The organism is Streptomyces sp. NPDC056883, assembly GCF_042788835.1.
Lineage (GTDB): Bacteria > Actinomycetota > Actinomycetes > Streptomycetales > Streptomycetaceae > Streptomyces > Streptomyces stoeckheimensis.
This window is the reverse complement of the sequence record NZ_JBHUBS010000005.1, coordinates 169,298-183,540: the sequence shown is the minus strand read 5'-3', so window position 1 is coordinate 183,540 and position 14,243 is coordinate 169,298. Positions and strand designations below refer to the sequence as shown.

Here is a 14,243-nt window from a genome sequence, read left to right as displayed (position 1 = left end):
TGTGGGGGGGGGGGGGGAGGGGGGTGATTGGGGAGAGCCCCCGGGAGGGAGAGGAGAAAGGCTCCCGAGGGGAGGGTTCGCGGGCCTTGGGGCTCTTTCCCATGACGGGGTGCGGGGCTCAGACCTTGGGCGCCGTGCGCCGCCAGTGGCCGCGCTGGGTGCGCCACAGGAGCTTCTGGCCGAGCAGGGTCAGGACGCCGGCCAGCACGATCCCGAAGAGGTTCAGCAGCAGCTGCTCCATGGAGCCCCACATCTGGCCGAACTCGCCGTAGCCGAGCGCCACGGCCGCGTTGGCGGCCGCCGGGACCGTGGTCACCGAGATCGCGACGCCGACCAGTGCGCCGGACTTCGCCGAGGTCAGGGAGAGCACCCCGGCCACGCCGGCGAGCAGCGCCACGACGAAGGAGAACAGGTCCGGCTGCCAGATGAAGCTGGTGTTGGGGCGGGGCTTGTCGAGCATGCCGTGGTGGAACAGGCCGAGCGCGTCCATGACCAGGGTGAAGACGGTGGTCGCGACCATCGCGGCGGCGAAGCCCACCAGCAGGGCGACCAGCGAGCGGGCGGCGAGCTTGGGGGCGCGCTGCACCAGGCCGGTGCAGATTCCGGCGAGCGGGCCGAACTCAGGGCCGACCGCCATCGCGCCCACGATGAGGATGGCGTTGTCGAGGACCACGCCGCAGGCCGCGATCATCGTCGCGACGATCATGAAGGCGCTGTAGGTGATGGTGAGGGTGGACTCCTCGTGGGTCGCCTCGCTCAGCTGCTCCCACAGGACGGCGTCGGCCGCCTCGCCCGGAGCCTCCTCCTCGGCCCGGTCGGCGCGGTCCGAGAGGGAGAGGTCGATGTTCTCGACCGCGATCGACCCGTCCTTGTCGATGCCGAGCTCCCGGAGCTCGTGCAGGAGCTCGTCACCCGCCTCGCGCGCGACGTCGCACAGCACGATGTCGCCCTCGGGGATGCGGGCGGCGCCGGGCAGCACGGCCAGATGGGTGGTGCCGACCGTCCCTTCGACGATGCGGACCACGGCGTCCGTCCGGTCCGACGGAATGATCATCCGTAGATGCAGCATGGCCGCACCCTAGCTTCCGGGGCCCGGGCCGCCCGCGCGGCGCTCAGAGCTTGCGCAGACTCAGCTTCTGCACCTTGTGGTCCGGGCCCTTGCGGACGACGAGGGTGGCGCGGCCGCGGGTCGGGGCCACGTTCTCCAGCAGGTTGGGCTTGTTGATGGTCCGCCACATGGTCTGCGCGTACTCCAGGGCCTCCTCCTCCGAGACCTGGGTGTACTTGCGGAAGTAGGAGAAGGGGTTCTGGAACGCCGTCTCGCGCAGCTTGCGGAACCGGTTGAGGTACCAGCGCTCGATGTCCTCGGGGCGGGCGTCCACGTACACGCTGAAGTCGAAGTAGTCGGCGAGGCCGACCCGGGTGCGGCCGTCCTTGCCCGGCATGGCGGGCTGCAGGACGTTGAGCCCCTCGACGATCAGGATGTCGGGACGCCGGACGACGAGCCGCTCGTCGGGGACGATGTCGTAGATCAGGTGCGAGTAGACCGGGGCCGTGACCTCGTCCTTGCCCGCCTTGATGTCGGCGACGAAGCGGGTCAGCGCGCGGCGGTCGTAGGACTCGGGGAAGCCCTTGCGGGCGGTCAGACCGCGCCGCTCCAGCTCCTTCATCGGGTAGAGGAAGCCGTCGGTGGTGACCAGCTCCACGCGCGGGTGCTCCGGCCAGCGGGCCAGCAGGGCCTGGAGGAGACGGGCGACGGTGGACTTGCCCACGGCGACCGAGCCGGCGACCCCTATGACGAAGGGCGTCCCCTGCTGGGCGCCGTGGCCGTTGCCGGCATCGCCGAGGAAGGTGTTGAGCGTGCCGCGCAGGTTGCTGGTGGCGCCGACGTACAGGTTCAGCAGGCGGGAGAGCGGCAGGTAGACGTCGCGGACCTCGTCGAGGTCGATGACGTCGCCCAGCCCGCGCAGCCGCTCGACCTCGTCGGCCGTCAGCGGGAGCGGGGTGCGCTCGCGCAGGGCGCTCCACTCGGCACGGGTGAGGTCCACGTAGGGGGAGGCCTCGTGGCCCCGGCGGCGCGTGGGGTGCGCGGCGTGCGCGGGGTGCGCGGCGTGCTCGGGGGGCTGGGGCGGCTCGGGCTGCGTCGGCTGGTCCGATCCGTCGGGGCGCTCCGTTGCGCGGTCCGGCGTGCTTCGTGGCGGCGAAGAGATCACACGGCCATTGTCAGGGGTGACGGCCCGCCGTGGGTGGTGTGGTGGGTCACGTGGAGCGGGGTCTTATGGCCCGGGGTGGGTGGGTTGTACGGGGGGTGATCTCGATCGGGAGCCCTTGGAGTACCAGCAGGGTCACGATGCGCGGCGCGGGCAGGCAACTCCGGAGCGGTGTCAGTGGGGCCCCGTACGGTGTGGATCACCGCAGCTCATGACGCCGCCCCGGTCCGGGACGGTCGGGCGTGCTGCCTTTTCCGTAGACCTTTCCTGTGGGGGGAACACCACCATGCGCACCGCATTCGTCCGCCGTACCGTCCTGTCCGCTTCGGCCGTGTCCCTGGCGCTGCTCGTGTCCGCGTGCGGCGGGTCCTCGGACTCCGGCACGAAGTCCGACGCGAAGGCGTCGGCCCCGGCCTCCGCGTCGTCCGCCCCGGCCTCCGCGTCGTCCGCCCCGGCGGCGAAGGGGAAGACGGACGCGGAGCTGACCCCCCTGCTGGTCACCGCGGCGGACGCGCCCGGCTTCGTGGTGGCGCCCGACGCGGAGGCCAAGCTCGCGGCGGGCGACTCGGACGAGATCACCACCGACAAGCCCGAGTGCAAGGTCCTGGTCCAGAGCCAGGCCCTGCAGAAGATCGGTACGCCGACTGGCACGGCCCGTACGGGCGTGACCGCCAAGGCCGAGGAAGCCCCGAACGCCACGGCGGAGCAGAAGGCCCAGAACGCGCTCGGCGTCACGGCGACGATGGTCGGCCTGAGCTCGTACGACGGCACGGGCGCGCACGACCTCATCGCCTCCATCGAGGCGGCGGGCAAGGCGTGCGCCGGCGGCTTCACCGCCACCGCCGAGGGGGACAGCACGAAGTACGAGAGCGTGACCGCCGGCACGGGCGCGCCCGTCACCTATGGCGACGACGACACCGCCAGCCTCGTCCTCACGCTGGACCTGGAGGACGGCGACAAGGCCGTCACCTACCTGACGGCGGTGCGCACGGGCTCCACCGTGGCCACCTTCAGCTCCATCAGCCTGACGGGGAAGCCGGAGTCCCCGGTGACGCTGGTGGCCGCACAGTCGAAGAAGCTCGGCTGACGCCTCGTCCGCCACGCGCACGCACGCGCCTCACCTCCGCCCCGGCGTCCGCGCCGGGGCGGTTTTTTCGTCCGGTTCAGGTACCGGGCGCGGAGCCAACTACGGCGTACCCTGCGGCTTATGTGCGGAATCGTGGGTTACGTGGGAGCGCAGTCGGCGCTCGATGTGGTCATTGCCGGACTCAAGCGGCTCGAGTACCGCGGCTACGACTCGGCGGGTGTCGCCGTGCTCGCCGACGGGGAACTCGCCGCCGTCAAGAAGGCCGGCAAGCTGGTCAATCTGGAGAAGGAGCTGGTCGGGCACCCGCTGCCGGCCGGTTCCACGGGGCTCGGACACACCCGGTGGGCCACCCATGGGGGGCCCACCGACGTCAACGCCCACCCGCACCTCGACAATTCGGGGCGCGTGGCCGTCGTGCACAACGGGATCATCGAGAACTTCGCCGCGCTGCGGGCCGAGCTCGCCGAGCGCGGGCACCGGCTGGAGTCCGAGACGGACACCGAGGTCGTGGCGCACCTGCTGGCCGAGCGGTTCGAGGGCGCCGGCGGGGACCTCACGGAGGCCATGCGGCAGGTGTGCCGTCAGCTCGACGGGGCCTTCACGCTGGTCGCCGTGCACGCCGACCAGCCGGACGTGGTGGTCGGAGCGCGCCGCAACTCGCCGCTCGTGGTGGGCGTCGGAGAGGGCGAGAACTTCCTCGCCTCCGACGTGGCCGCCTTCATCGCCCACACCCGCTCCGCGATCGAGCTGGGGCAGGACCAGGTCGTCGAGCTCCGCCGCGACGGCGTCACGGTGACCAACTTCGACGGGTCGGCAGCGAACGTGCGGGCGTACCACGTGGACTGGGACGCCTCGGCGGCCGAGAAGGGGGGCTACGACTACTTCATGCTCAAGGAGATCGCCGAGCAGCCCAAGGCCGTCGCCGACACCCTCCTCGGCAGGATCGACGCGAACGGCCTGCTGACCCTCGACGAGGTGCGCATTCCCGACTCGGTGCTGCGCGAGGTCGACAAGGTCGTGATCGTGGCGTGCGGCACGGCGTACCACGCGGCCATGATCGCGAAGCTGGCCATCGAGCACTGGACGCGCATCCCCTGCGAGACGGAGCTGGCCAGCGAGTTCCGCTACCGCGACCCGATCCTGGACCAGCGCACGCTGGTGATCGCGATCTCGCAGTCCGGCGAGACGATGGACACCCTGATGGCGCTGCGCCACGCCCGCGAGCAGGGTGCCAAGGTGCTGGCCGTCTGCAATACGAACGGCTCGACGATCCCGCGCGAGTCGGACGCCGTGCTGTACACGCACGCCGGACCCGAGGTGGCCGTCGCCTCGACGAAGGCGTTCCTGACGCAGCTCGTGGCCTGCTACCTGGTCGCCCTCTACCTCGGGCAGGTCCGGGGCACGAAGTGGGGCGACGAGATCCGGTCCGTGATCCGGGAGCTGTCGGACATCGCCGCGGCGGTGGACACCGTACTGGAGACCATGGAGCCGGTACGGGAGCTGGCGCGGTCGCTCGCCGACAAGAACACCGTGCTGTTCCTGGGGCGGCACGTCGGCTACCCGGTGGCGCTGGAGGGCGCGCTCAAGCTCAAGGAGCTCGCGTACATGCACGCCGAGGGCTTCGCGGCGGGCGAGCTCAAGCACGGGCCGATCGCACTCATCGAGAAGGACCTGCCGGTGGTGGTCGTCGTACCGTCGCCGCGCGGGCGCTCGGTGCTGCACGACAAGATCGTGTCCAACATCCAGGAGATCCGGGCGCGCGGGGCCCGGACCATCGTGATCGCCGAGGAGGGGGACGAGGCGGTGGTCCCGTACGCCGACCACCTCATCCGCATCCCGGCCACCCCGACGCTGCTCCAGCCGCTCGTGGCCACCGTGCCGCTCCAGGTGTTCGCGTGCGAGCTGGCGACGGCGCGCGGCAACGAGGTGGACCAGCCGCGTAACCTCGCGAAGTCGGTGACCGTGGAGTGAGCGAAGCGAGTTTGTGGTTGTGATTATCGGTGTGGGGATCGACGTTGCCGAGATCGAGCGGTTCGGTGCCGCGCTGGAGCGCACGCCGGGCCTGGCCGGGCGGCTGTTCCTCGACTCGGAGCTGACCCTGCCGGGCGGCGAGCGGCGCGGAACCGCCTCGCTCGCCGCCCGGTTCGCCGCCAAGGAGGCGCTGGCCAAGGCGCTCGGCGCGCCCGCCGGGCTGCTGTGGACCGACGCCGAGGTGTACGTGGAGGCCAGCGGGCAGCCGCGGCTGCGGGTGTCGGGGACGGTCGAAGCGCGTGCGCTCGCGCTGGGCGTGAAGTCCTGGCACATCTCGCTCAGCCACGACGCGGGCGTCGCCTCCGCGGTGGTGATCGCCGAGGGATAGCTGCCTTCTCGGGCTCCTTCGGGCTCCTTCGGGCAGGCTGGTGCCATGCGTACTGCTTACAGCGTGGAGACCGTACGGGCCGCCGAGCGCGAGCTGATGGCCCGGCTGCCCGAAGGCACCCTGATGCAGCGGGCGGCGGCCGGACTGGCCGCCGTCTGCGTCCGGTTGCTGCCCCGCGTGTACGGGTCCCGCGTGGTACTGCTGGTCGGCCCGGGGGACAACGGCGGAGACACCCTCTACGCGGGCGCGAAGCTGGCCCGGCGCGGGGCCGGGGTGACGGCCGTCGCGATGGATCCGGAGCGGGTGCACGCGGGCGGACTGGCCGCGCTGCGGGCCGCCGGCGGGCGCCTCGACGCGGCCGTGCCCGAGCGGGCCGACCTGGTGCTCGACGGGCTGGTCGGCATCGGCGGCCGGGGCGCGCTGCGGCCGGCCGCGGCCGCGCTGGTGGAGCGGATCCCGGCGGGCGCGGTGGTGGTCGCGGTGGACCTGCCGAGCGGGGTGGACGCGGACACCGGGGAGGTGGCCGGAGCGGCCGTCACGGCGGACGTGACGGTGACCTTCGGGGCGTACAAGCCGGGGCTGCTGATCGACCCGGGGGCCTCCCGGGCGGGTGCGCTGCACCTGGTGGACATCGGGCTGGCTTTCGGGACCCCGGAGCTGGAGGCCCTGCACCACGCAGACGTGGCCGGACTGCTCCCCGAGCCGACGGCGTCGAGCGACAAGTACCGGCGCGGCGTGCTCGGGGTCGTCGCCGGGTCCGCGCGCTACCCGGGCGCGGCGGTGCTCGCGGTGGCGGGGGCGCTGCGGGGCGGCGCGGGCGCGGTGCGCTACGTGGGCCCGCCGGCGGTGACCGACGCCGTACTGGCCCGCTACCCGGAGACGCTGATCGGGACCGGCCGGGTCCAGGCCTGGGTGGTCGGGCCGGGGCTGGGCGACGAGGGCGGCCCGGAGGTGCGGGAGGCGCTGGCGCAGCCGGTACCGGTGCTGGTGGACGCGGACGGGCTGCGCGGGCTGGACCCCGGGGAGCTGCGGGCCCGGGCGGCCCCGACCCTGCTGACCCCGCACGCGGGGGAGGCGGCGGCGCTGCTGGGGGTCGCCCGGGAGACGGTCGAGGCGGGGCGGCTGGCGGCCGTGCGGGGGCTCGCGGAGCGGTACGGGGCGGTGACGCTGCTGAAGGGGTCGACGACCCTGATCGCCCCGGCCGGGCCGGGCCCCGTCCGGGTGAACCCGACCGGGACACCGTGGCTGGCCACCGCGGGGAGCGGGGACGTGCTGTCCGGGCTGGCGGGGTCCCTGCTGGCGGCCGGGCTGCCGGCCGTGGACGCCGGGTCGGTGGCGGCGTACCTCCACGGCCTGGCGGCCCGCCTCACCGGAGGCCCCCTCCTGGCCCACCAGGTGGCGGAAGCCCTGCCGTCGGCGTGGCGCGAGGTCGCTCGCCGCTAGGCCGCCTGCCCAGGGTGCGGCGCCGTTGCCGGGGACCAGTCCCCGGACCCCTGCGCCTCAAACGCCGGCGGGGCTGGGGTTGGCCTGGTGTCGGGTGGGCTGCGCGGGGTGGGTCGGGGCCGGGGTGGGGTGTCGGCCTGGACTGCATGATTTAGGCGCCCCCCGCTCTACTCCGACAGGGCGCGGCGTGCTCCAGCGCCACAAATCACGCTCTACGTCCAGGCCAGCACCCCACCCCGTCCCCGACCCGGGCGCAGCCCTCCGCCCCGGGTCTTTTCAGCCGTCCGGCGTTTGAGGACCGGGGTCCGGGGCGGAGCCCCAGGGGTCCGGGTGCGGCCGTGCGGCCCGGTGTGGCGCGGGGCGGCCCGCCGGGGGCCCGCCTGTTCGGCCTGGCCGGTGGGGCTCTGAGAGACTGGGGGGGATGAACGAGACAGCCGCGCGCGTGTACGCCGAGATCGATCTTGACGCCGTCCGGGCGAACGTACGGGCCCTGCGCGAGCGGGCGCCCCGTTCCGCACTCATGGCCGTCGTCAAGGCGGACGCCTACGGGCACGGGGCCGTGGCCTGCGCCAAGGCCGCCCAGGAGGCCGGTGCGAGCTGGCTCGGGACCGCCACGCCCGAGGAGGCCCTCGCGCTGCGTGCCGCCGGGCTCGAAGGACCCGTCCTGTGCTGGCTGTGGACCCCCGGCGGCCCCTGGCGGGAGGCCGTCGAGGCCGGTATCGACGTGTCCGTCAGCGCGCTGTGGGCCCTCGACGAGGTACGGGAGGCCGCCCGCGCCGCCGGAATGACGGCCAGGATCCAGCTCAAGGCCGACACGGGCCTGGGCCGCAACGGCTGCCAGCCCGCCGACTGGGAGGCCCTGGTGACCGCGGCCGTCGCCGCCCAGTCCGAGGGGACCGTCCGCGTCACCGGAGTCTGGTCGCACTTCGCCTGCGCCGACGAACCGGGACACCCGTCCATCCCGCTCCAGCTGACCGCCTTCCGCGACATGCTCGCGTACGCGGAGAAGGAGGGCGTCGAGCCCGAGGTCCGGCACATCGCCAACTCGCCGGCCACGCTCACCCTCCCCGAGTCCCACTTCGACCTGGTCCGCTGCGGCATCGCCGTCTACGGGGTCTCGCCCGCGCCCGAGCTCGGCACCCCCGCGCAGCTCGGACTGCGGCCCGCGATGGCGCTCAAGGCCTCCGTCGCGCTGGTCAAGAGCGTGCCGCCCGGGCACGGGGTCAGCTACGGGCACCACTACGTCACCGAGCGGGAGACCAGCCTCGCGCTGATCCCGGCGGGCTACGCCGACGGCGTCCCGCGCCATGCGTCCGGGCGCGGCCCGGTGCTCGTCGGCGGCCGCATCCGCACCGTCGCCGGACGCGTCGCCATGGACCAGTTCGTGGTCGACCTGGACGGGGACGAGGCCCGCGTCGGCGACGAGGCCGTCCTCTTCGGGGACGCGGAGCGCGGCGAACCCACCGCCGAGGACTGGGCTCAAGCGGCGCATACGATCGCCTATGAGATCGTCACCCGTATCGGGGGCCGGGTCCCCCGCGTGTACCTCAACGGCTGAGTGGGTGAGTGAGGGGTGGCGGCGTGAGTGAGAACTGGCGCAAGGCGGGCTGGGCCGGCGCCGCCATCGGCGTGATAGCCGCCGGAGCGGCGGCCGGGGTCGCGGTCGAACGGATCACCGTCGGCCGGGGCATGCGCATGAAGGCGCGCCTCGCGCTCGACTCGACCGCGGACTACGGATCCCTGCGCGGAGCCCCCGGCACCGCGCGGGCCGAGGACGGCACCGCGCTGTACTACGAGGTCGACGAGCTGCCCGAGGAGGGCAAGCGGCGCCGGCTGCGCCGCAGGGCTCCGATCCGCCCGACCGTGGTGTTCTGCCACGGCTACTGTCTTTCGCAGGACTCCTGGCACTTCCAGCGCGCCGCCCTGCGCGGCCTGGTCCGGGCCGTCTACTGGGACCAGCGCAGCCACGGCCGCAGCGCGCGCGGCCTGGCACAGGCCGACGGCGAGCCGGTCACCTTCGAACAGCTCGGCCGCGACCTGAAGTCCGTCATCGACGCCGCCGCCCCCGAGGGCCCGCTGATCCTGGTCGGCCATTCCATGGGCGGGATGACCATCATGGGGCTGGCCCAGGAGTTCCCCGACCTGATCCGGGACCGGGTGGCCGGGGTGGCGCTGGTCGGCACCTCCAGCGGCCGGCTGGACGAGGTCACGTACGGGCTGCCCTCGCTGGGCTTCTCGACGGTACGGAGGCTGCTGCCCGGGGTGCTCAAGGCGCTCGGCTCCCAGGTGGAGCTGGTGGAGAAGGGCCGACGGGCCACCGCCGACCTGTTCGCCGGCATGGTGAGGATGTACTCCTTCGCCTCGCGCGACGTCGATTCGTCCGTCGCCCGCTTCGCCGAGCGGCTCATCGAGGCCACGCCCATCGACGTGGTCGCGGAGTTCTACCCGGCCTTCCAGGCGCACGACAAGACCGCCGCGCTCCAGCGGTTCGCGGACATCCCGGTCACGATCATCGCGGGGGACGGCGACATGGTCACCCCTCCCGGTCACAGCCAGGCCATCAAGGACGCGCTGCCCTCCGCGGAGCTGGTGGTCCTGGAGTCCGCCGGGCACCTGATGATGATGGAGCGTCCGGAGACCGTGACCCGGCTGCTCACGGAGCTGCTGGCACGCACCGGGACGGTGTCCGCAGCCGCTAACGTTGGCGGGCATGGAAGAAGTACCTGACACGGAAACGCACGTCACCGTCGGCTCGCCCGACGCCATGCAGGACCTCGGGCGCCGGATCGCCGGGCTGCTGCGCCCCGGCGACCTCGTCCTGCTGACCGGGGAGCTCGGCGCCGGGAAGACCACCCTGACCCGCGGCCTCGGCGAGGGCCTGGGCGTGCGCGGGGCCGTGACCTCGCCGACCTTCGTGATCGCCCGGGTCCACCCCTCGCTGACCGGCGGTCCGGCGCTGGTGCACGTGGACGCGTACCGCCTCGGCGGCGGGCTGGACGAGATGGAGGACCTGGACCTCGACGTCTCGCTGCCCGAGTCCGTCGTCGTCGTGGAGTGGGGCGACGGCAAGGTCGAGGAGCTGTCGGACGACCGGCTGCACGTGGTGATCCGCCGGGCGGTGGGCCACGAGGAGGTTCTGGACGACGTGCGCGAGGTCGTGGTCCGCGGGATCGGTACCCGCTGGTCGGCCGGGGCGGGTCTGGAGAGCCTCGCGGGCGTGCTGGCGCCGGAGCAGGCGTAGCGCGGCGCGGCGGGAAACGTTCCGACAAGTCGTCGGGAAGATATTGCGCGGGCGGCGGGGCGCGTGGTCACATGGTACGGAGGGCTGGTTAGGCGTACCTAAGTGCGGGCTGGCCCCGGCCAGGAGGCAGCCATGTCGGCAACAGGAGCAGCGGGCGTACCCCGTCCGTCCGCCGTGTCCATGGGGGCGCTGCTCGCCGCGGGCGTCGCCGCCAGCGCCGTGTCCACCCCGCCCGCGCGCGAGCAGGCCGCGGACCCCGATCCCGTACGGGACGGGGCGCAGGGCGCGGAGGACGAAGAACGGGCCGCCCCGGAGTCCGAAGCGGCCTGAAGCAGTCTTGGAGCGGCCTGGAGGGGCCTGAAGCGGGTGACCGTCCCGACGGCGGAGTCCCCGTACGAGTGAATTCGGCGTGTCGCGGCCGGGCCTGCCAGGGCCCGCCCGCCGGTCGGTTGGGTCAGGGAACGACGACGACCTTCGAGCCGATCGTCGCGAAGGCCCACATCGCGTCCGCGTCGGCGCGCAGCATGCGGACACCGCCGGTCTTCTTGGCCGGGTCCGGCGCCGGCAGGGTGTTGTCCACGCGGGCGCTGAAGCCGACCGTGACCCCCTGGGGGCTCGCGAACCGGACGACGTGCTCGATCGGCACCCCGTCCGAGCCGGTCACCGCGCCCGTGCGGCCGCCCACCGTGTAACTGCCGGGCGCCGGGTGCACCGTGCTGGGCACGACCGCGAAGGACTTCGGCTCCCCGGAGGCTCCCACCAGCCACACGCGCTTGGCGCCCAGCGAGTACACGACACGCACCCCGGCACCGGATCCGGCCGGGAGGGCCACCGGCTTGGCCGGGTCCGTCTTGGCGGGCCCGGAGTCGCTCGGAGCGGGCGCCGGGGTCTGCGCGGCGGCCTTCGGCGGGAGCGCGGGAGCGGAGGCGGAGGCCTGGTAGCCGAGGAAACCGACGACGGCGAGCGCCGCGACGGTGAGCCCGGCCACGATTCCCGAGCTGCTGCGTGCCACCTTGCTCCACCTCTCCGCATGGTCAGTCGATGCCTTCGGACGCCGGGCGGACGATCACCACCCGACACCTGGTCCGAAGGTAGCAGCAGGGGTGCCCGCAGACCGGCCGCAAGGGCCGGGGGCCCCGGAGTCGTAGGCTGTTCGCGTGCTCTTGCTCGCTGTAGATACCGCCACGCCCGCCGTCACCGTCGCCCTGCACGACGGCGAGACCGTCCTCGCCGAGTCGAACCAGGTCGACGCCCGCCGCCACGGGGAGCTCCTGCTGCCCTCCGTGGACAAGGTCCTCGCCGAGGCGGGGGTGAAGCTCGAAGCCGTCACCGGCATCGTCGTCGGGGTCGGCCCCGGCCCCTACACCGGACTGCGCGTCGGGCTCGTGACCGCGTCCACCTTCGCCTCCGTCCTCGGCGTGCCCGTCCACGGCCTGTGCACCCTCGACGGCCTGGCCTACGCGGCCGGCGCGGCCGGGATCGAGGGCCCCTTCGTCGTGGCCACCGACGCCCGCCGCAAGGAGGTCTACTGGGCGCGCTACGAGGACCCCCGCACCCGGGTCGGCGAGCCCGCGGTGGACCGGCCGGCCGACATCGCCGAGCGCGTCGCCGGCCTGCCCGCCGTCGGGCAGGGGGCGCAGCTGTACCCGGAGGTGTTCACCGACGCCCGGGCCCCCGAGCACCAGAGCGCCGGCGCACTGGCCGCCCTGGCCGCGCACCGGCTGGCGGCGGGCGAGCCGTTCGAGAACGCCGACGGCCGGCCGCCGGTCCCGCTCTACCTGCGCCGGCCCGATGCCGAGGTGCCCAAGAACTACAAGGTGGTCACCCCGAAGTGACGGCCACCTCAGCAGTCGTCCTGCGCGAGATGCGCTGGTGGGACATCGAGCCCGTGCTGGAGCTGGAGCACGAGCTGTTCCCCGAGGACGCCTGGTCCGCCGGAATGTTCTGGTCCGAGCTCGCCCACGCCCGCGGCCCCGGCGCCACGCGCCGGTACCTCGTGGCGGAGGAGGCGGGCCGGCTGGTCGGCTACGCCGGGCTGGCCGCGGCCGGGGACCTGGCCGACGTACAGACCATCGCCGCGGCCCGCGACCAGTGGGGCACCGGGCTCGGCGCCCGGCTGCTGACCGAGCTGCTGCGCGCCGCCACCGCGTTCGAGTGCGCCGAGGTGCTGCTGGAGGTGCGGGTCGACAACGTCCGGGCCCAGAAGCTCTACGCGCGCTTCGGCTTCGAGCCCATCGGCTTCAGACGCGGCTACTACCAGCCCGGCAACGTGGACGCCCTCGTGATGCGCCGCGTCTCCGATCCGGCGGCCCCCGCGGACCCGGTGGACCCGGCAGACCCGGTGGACCCCGATCCCGCACTCCCCGACTCCGCACACTCCGTACCCCTGCAAGGTGAGACGACCCATGGCTGACGAACCGCTCGTCCTCGGCATCGAGACCTCCTGCGACGAGACCGGCGTCGGCGTCGTCCGCGGCACCACGCTGCTCGCGGACGCCATCGCGTCGAGCGTCGACGAGCACGCCCGCTTCGGCGGGGTCGTGCCCGAGGTGGCCTCCCGCGCGCACCTGGAGGCGATGGTCCCCACCATCGAGCGCGCCCTGAAGGAGGCCGGGGTCAGCGCCCGCGACCTCGACGGCATCGCCGTCACCGCCGGCCCCGGCCTCGCGGGGGCGCTGCTGGTGGGCGTCTCCGCCGCGAAGGCCTACGCGTACGCACTGGGCAAGCCGCTGTACGGGGTGAACCACCTGGCCTCGCACATCTGCGTCGACCAGCTGGAGCACGGGCCGCTGCCCGAGCCGACGATGGCGCTGCTGGTCTCCGGCGGGCACTCCTCGCTGCTGCTGGCCCCCGACATCACCTCGGACGTACGGCCGCTGGGCGCGACCATCGACGACGCGGCGGGCGAGGCCTTCGACAAGATCGCGCGCGTCCTGCAGCTGGGCTTCCCCGGCGGTCCGGTCATCGACCGGCTCGCACGCGAGGGGGACCCGAAGGCGATCGCCTTCCCGCGCGGCCTGACGGGTCCGCGCGACGCCCCGTACGACTTCTCCTTCTCCGGGCTCAAGACCTCGGTCGCCCGCTGGATCGAGGCGAAGCGCAAGGCGGGCGAGGACGTGCCGGTGCGCGACGTGGCGGCCTCCTTCCAGGAGGCCGTGGTGGACGTGCTGACGCGCAAGGCGATCCGCGCGTGCAAGGACGAGGGCGTCGACCACCTGATGATCGGCGGCGGGGTCGCGGCCAACTCCAGGCTGCGCTCGCTCGCCCAGGAGCGCTGCGACGACGCGGGGATCATCCTGCGGGTGCCGCGGCCGAAGCTGTGCACGGACAACGGCGCGATGGTCGCGGCGCTGGGCGCGGAGATGGTCAAGCGGAACAGGGCCCCTTCGGACTGGGACCTGTCGGCGGACTCCTCGCTCCCGGTGACCGACCCGCACGTTCCCGGCCATTCCCACGGCCATTCTCACGGCGACGGGGAAGGCGACGGCGGCGGGCACGGCCACGGACACGGCCACGGTCATGCGCACGATCACGACCACGTGCACGAGCTGAGCAAGGACAACCTGTACTCGTGAGCACCGTCGCGCTGATGTGGGAGGCCCGGGCCGTGCCCGGGCGCTCCAACGAGCTGCTGGAGTGGGCTCGTTCGCAGATCCTGGCCCAAGAGCCGGTGCGGCGCGAACTGTTCAGCGCCCCGCAGGACCGGGTGCTCGTCATCACCTGGTGGGAGACCTCCGAGGGGATCGGCGCCGAACTTCCCGAACTGCCGGAACCCGCAGCCGATTTGATCACGCGGGCGGTCCACCGCTGGCGCTTCGCATCGGTGGAGGTCGGGGAGCCGGACGGAAGCTGACTCTCCGCCAGGCCGCCCGCCGGTCGCCGTGGCGTGCGGATATGGTCATG

General features: G+C 73.5%; 15 protein-coding genes. 12 read left to right on the top strand and 3 right to left on the bottom strand.

Annotation, left to right across the window (positions count from 1 at the left end; all coding sequences use genetic code 11):
* Window positions 1-118 precede the first annotated feature (118 nt).
* Window positions 119-1,069 (bottom strand): DUF389 domain-containing protein, encoded by a 951-nt coding sequence (locus tag ACFRU2_RS15420; protein WP_382972153.1) that lies wholly within the window; start codon window positions 1,067-1,069, stop codon window positions 119-121.
* A gap of 43 nt (window positions 1,070-1,112) precedes the next feature.
* Window positions 1,113-2,048 (bottom strand): type I pantothenate kinase, encoded by a 936-nt coding sequence (coaA, locus tag ACFRU2_RS15415; protein ID WP_274551790.1) that lies wholly within the window; start codon window positions 2,046-2,048, stop codon window positions 1,113-1,115.
* Window positions 2,049-2,496: 448 nt separating this feature from the next.
* On the opposite strand from coaA, the gene ACFRU2_RS15410 reads away from it, so the two are divergent.
* The 8 genes from ACFRU2_RS15410 (at window position 2,497) to ACFRU2_RS15375 (ending at window position 10,670) form a co-directional block, all read left to right on the top strand.
* Window positions 2,497-3,297: a hypothetical protein gene (locus tag ACFRU2_RS15410; RefSeq protein WP_382972151.1), complete on the top strand. Its 801-nt coding sequence runs from the start codon at window positions 2,497-2,499 to the stop codon at window positions 3,295-3,297.
* A 120-nt stretch (window positions 3,298-3,417) separates the two neighbouring features.
* A complete protein-coding gene (gene glmS, locus ACFRU2_RS15405) occupies window positions 3,418-5,268 on the top strand; it encodes a glutamine--fructose-6-phosphate transaminase (isomerizing) (RefSeq protein ID WP_382972150.1) in 1,851 nt (616 codons plus the stop codon).
* 19 nt (window positions 5,269-5,287) lie between these two features.
* A complete protein-coding gene (locus ACFRU2_RS15400; protein ID WP_382972148.1) occupies window positions 5,288-5,656 on the top strand; it encodes a holo-ACP synthase in 369 nt (122 codons plus the stop codon).
* 45 nt (window positions 5,657-5,701) lie between these two features.
* Window positions 5,702-7,099: an NAD(P)H-hydrate dehydratase gene (locus ACFRU2_RS15395; RefSeq protein ID WP_382972146.1), complete on the top strand. Its 1,398-nt coding sequence runs from the start codon at window positions 5,702-5,704 to the stop codon at window positions 7,097-7,099.
* Window positions 7,100-7,520: 421 nt separating this feature from the next.
* Window positions 7,521-8,657, top strand: a complete 1,137-nt coding sequence (gene alr / locus ACFRU2_RS15390; RefSeq protein WP_382972144.1) for an alanine racemase — start codon at window positions 7,521-7,523, stop codon at window positions 8,655-8,657.
* A gap of 23 nt (window positions 8,658-8,680) precedes the next feature.
* On the top strand, window positions 8,681-9,826 hold the full coding sequence (locus ACFRU2_RS15385) for an alpha/beta fold hydrolase (RefSeq protein WP_382972142.1): 1,146 nt from the start codon (window positions 8,681-8,683) through the stop codon (window positions 9,824-9,826).
* Complete coding sequence (gene tsaE, locus ACFRU2_RS15380) at window positions 9,810-10,340, top strand: tRNA (adenosine(37)-N6)-threonylcarbamoyltransferase complex ATPase subunit type 1 TsaE (RefSeq protein ID WP_382972140.1); 531 nt, start codon at window positions 9,810-9,812, stop codon at window positions 10,338-10,340. Before ACFRU2_RS15385 ends, tsaE begins: the two co-directional genes overlap by 17 nt.
* 132 nt (window positions 10,341-10,472) lie before the next feature.
* Window positions 10,473-10,670: a hypothetical protein gene (locus ACFRU2_RS15375; protein ID WP_382972138.1), complete on the top strand. Its 198-nt coding sequence runs from the start codon at window positions 10,473-10,475 to the stop codon at window positions 10,668-10,670.
* Between the two features lie 124 nt (window positions 10,671-10,794).
* Here ACFRU2_RS15375 and ACFRU2_RS15370 read toward each other — a convergent pair whose 3' ends face one another.
* Window positions 10,795-11,352 (bottom strand): hypothetical protein, encoded by a 558-nt coding sequence (locus ACFRU2_RS15370; RefSeq protein ID WP_382972137.1) that lies wholly within the window; start codon window positions 11,350-11,352, stop codon window positions 10,795-10,797.
* Window positions 11,353-11,497: 145 nt separating this feature from the next.
* On the opposite strand from ACFRU2_RS15370, the gene tsaB reads away from it, so the two are divergent.
* Genes tsaB through ACFRU2_RS15350 form a run of 4 tightly spaced genes read left to right on the top strand, consistent with a single transcriptional unit; the run spans window position 11,498 to window position 14,193 of the window.
* Window positions 11,498-12,175: a tRNA (adenosine(37)-N6)-threonylcarbamoyltransferase complex dimerization subunit type 1 TsaB gene (tsaB, locus tag ACFRU2_RS15365; protein WP_382972135.1), complete on the top strand. Its 678-nt coding sequence runs from the start codon at window positions 11,498-11,500 to the stop codon at window positions 12,173-12,175.
* A 29-nt stretch (window positions 12,176-12,204) separates the two neighbouring features.
* The gene (gene rimI, locus ACFRU2_RS15360) at window positions 12,205-12,753 is read left to right on the top strand and encodes a ribosomal protein S18-alanine N-acetyltransferase (protein WP_382972559.1); all 549 of its coding nucleotides are present in this window, start codon (window positions 12,205-12,207) and stop codon (window positions 12,751-12,753) included.
* Window positions 12,746-13,915, top strand: a complete 1,170-nt coding sequence (tsaD, locus tag ACFRU2_RS15355; protein ID WP_382972133.1) for a tRNA (adenosine(37)-N6)-threonylcarbamoyltransferase complex transferase subunit TsaD — start codon at window positions 12,746-12,748, stop codon at window positions 13,913-13,915. The genes rimI and tsaD overlap by 8 nt, the downstream gene beginning before the upstream one ends.
* Window positions 13,912-14,193: a hypothetical protein gene (locus ACFRU2_RS15350; RefSeq protein WP_382972132.1), complete on the top strand. Its 282-nt coding sequence runs from the start codon at window positions 13,912-13,914 to the stop codon at window positions 14,191-14,193. Before tsaD ends, ACFRU2_RS15350 begins: the two co-directional genes overlap by 4 nt.
* Window positions 14,194-14,243 lie beyond the last annotated feature (50 nt).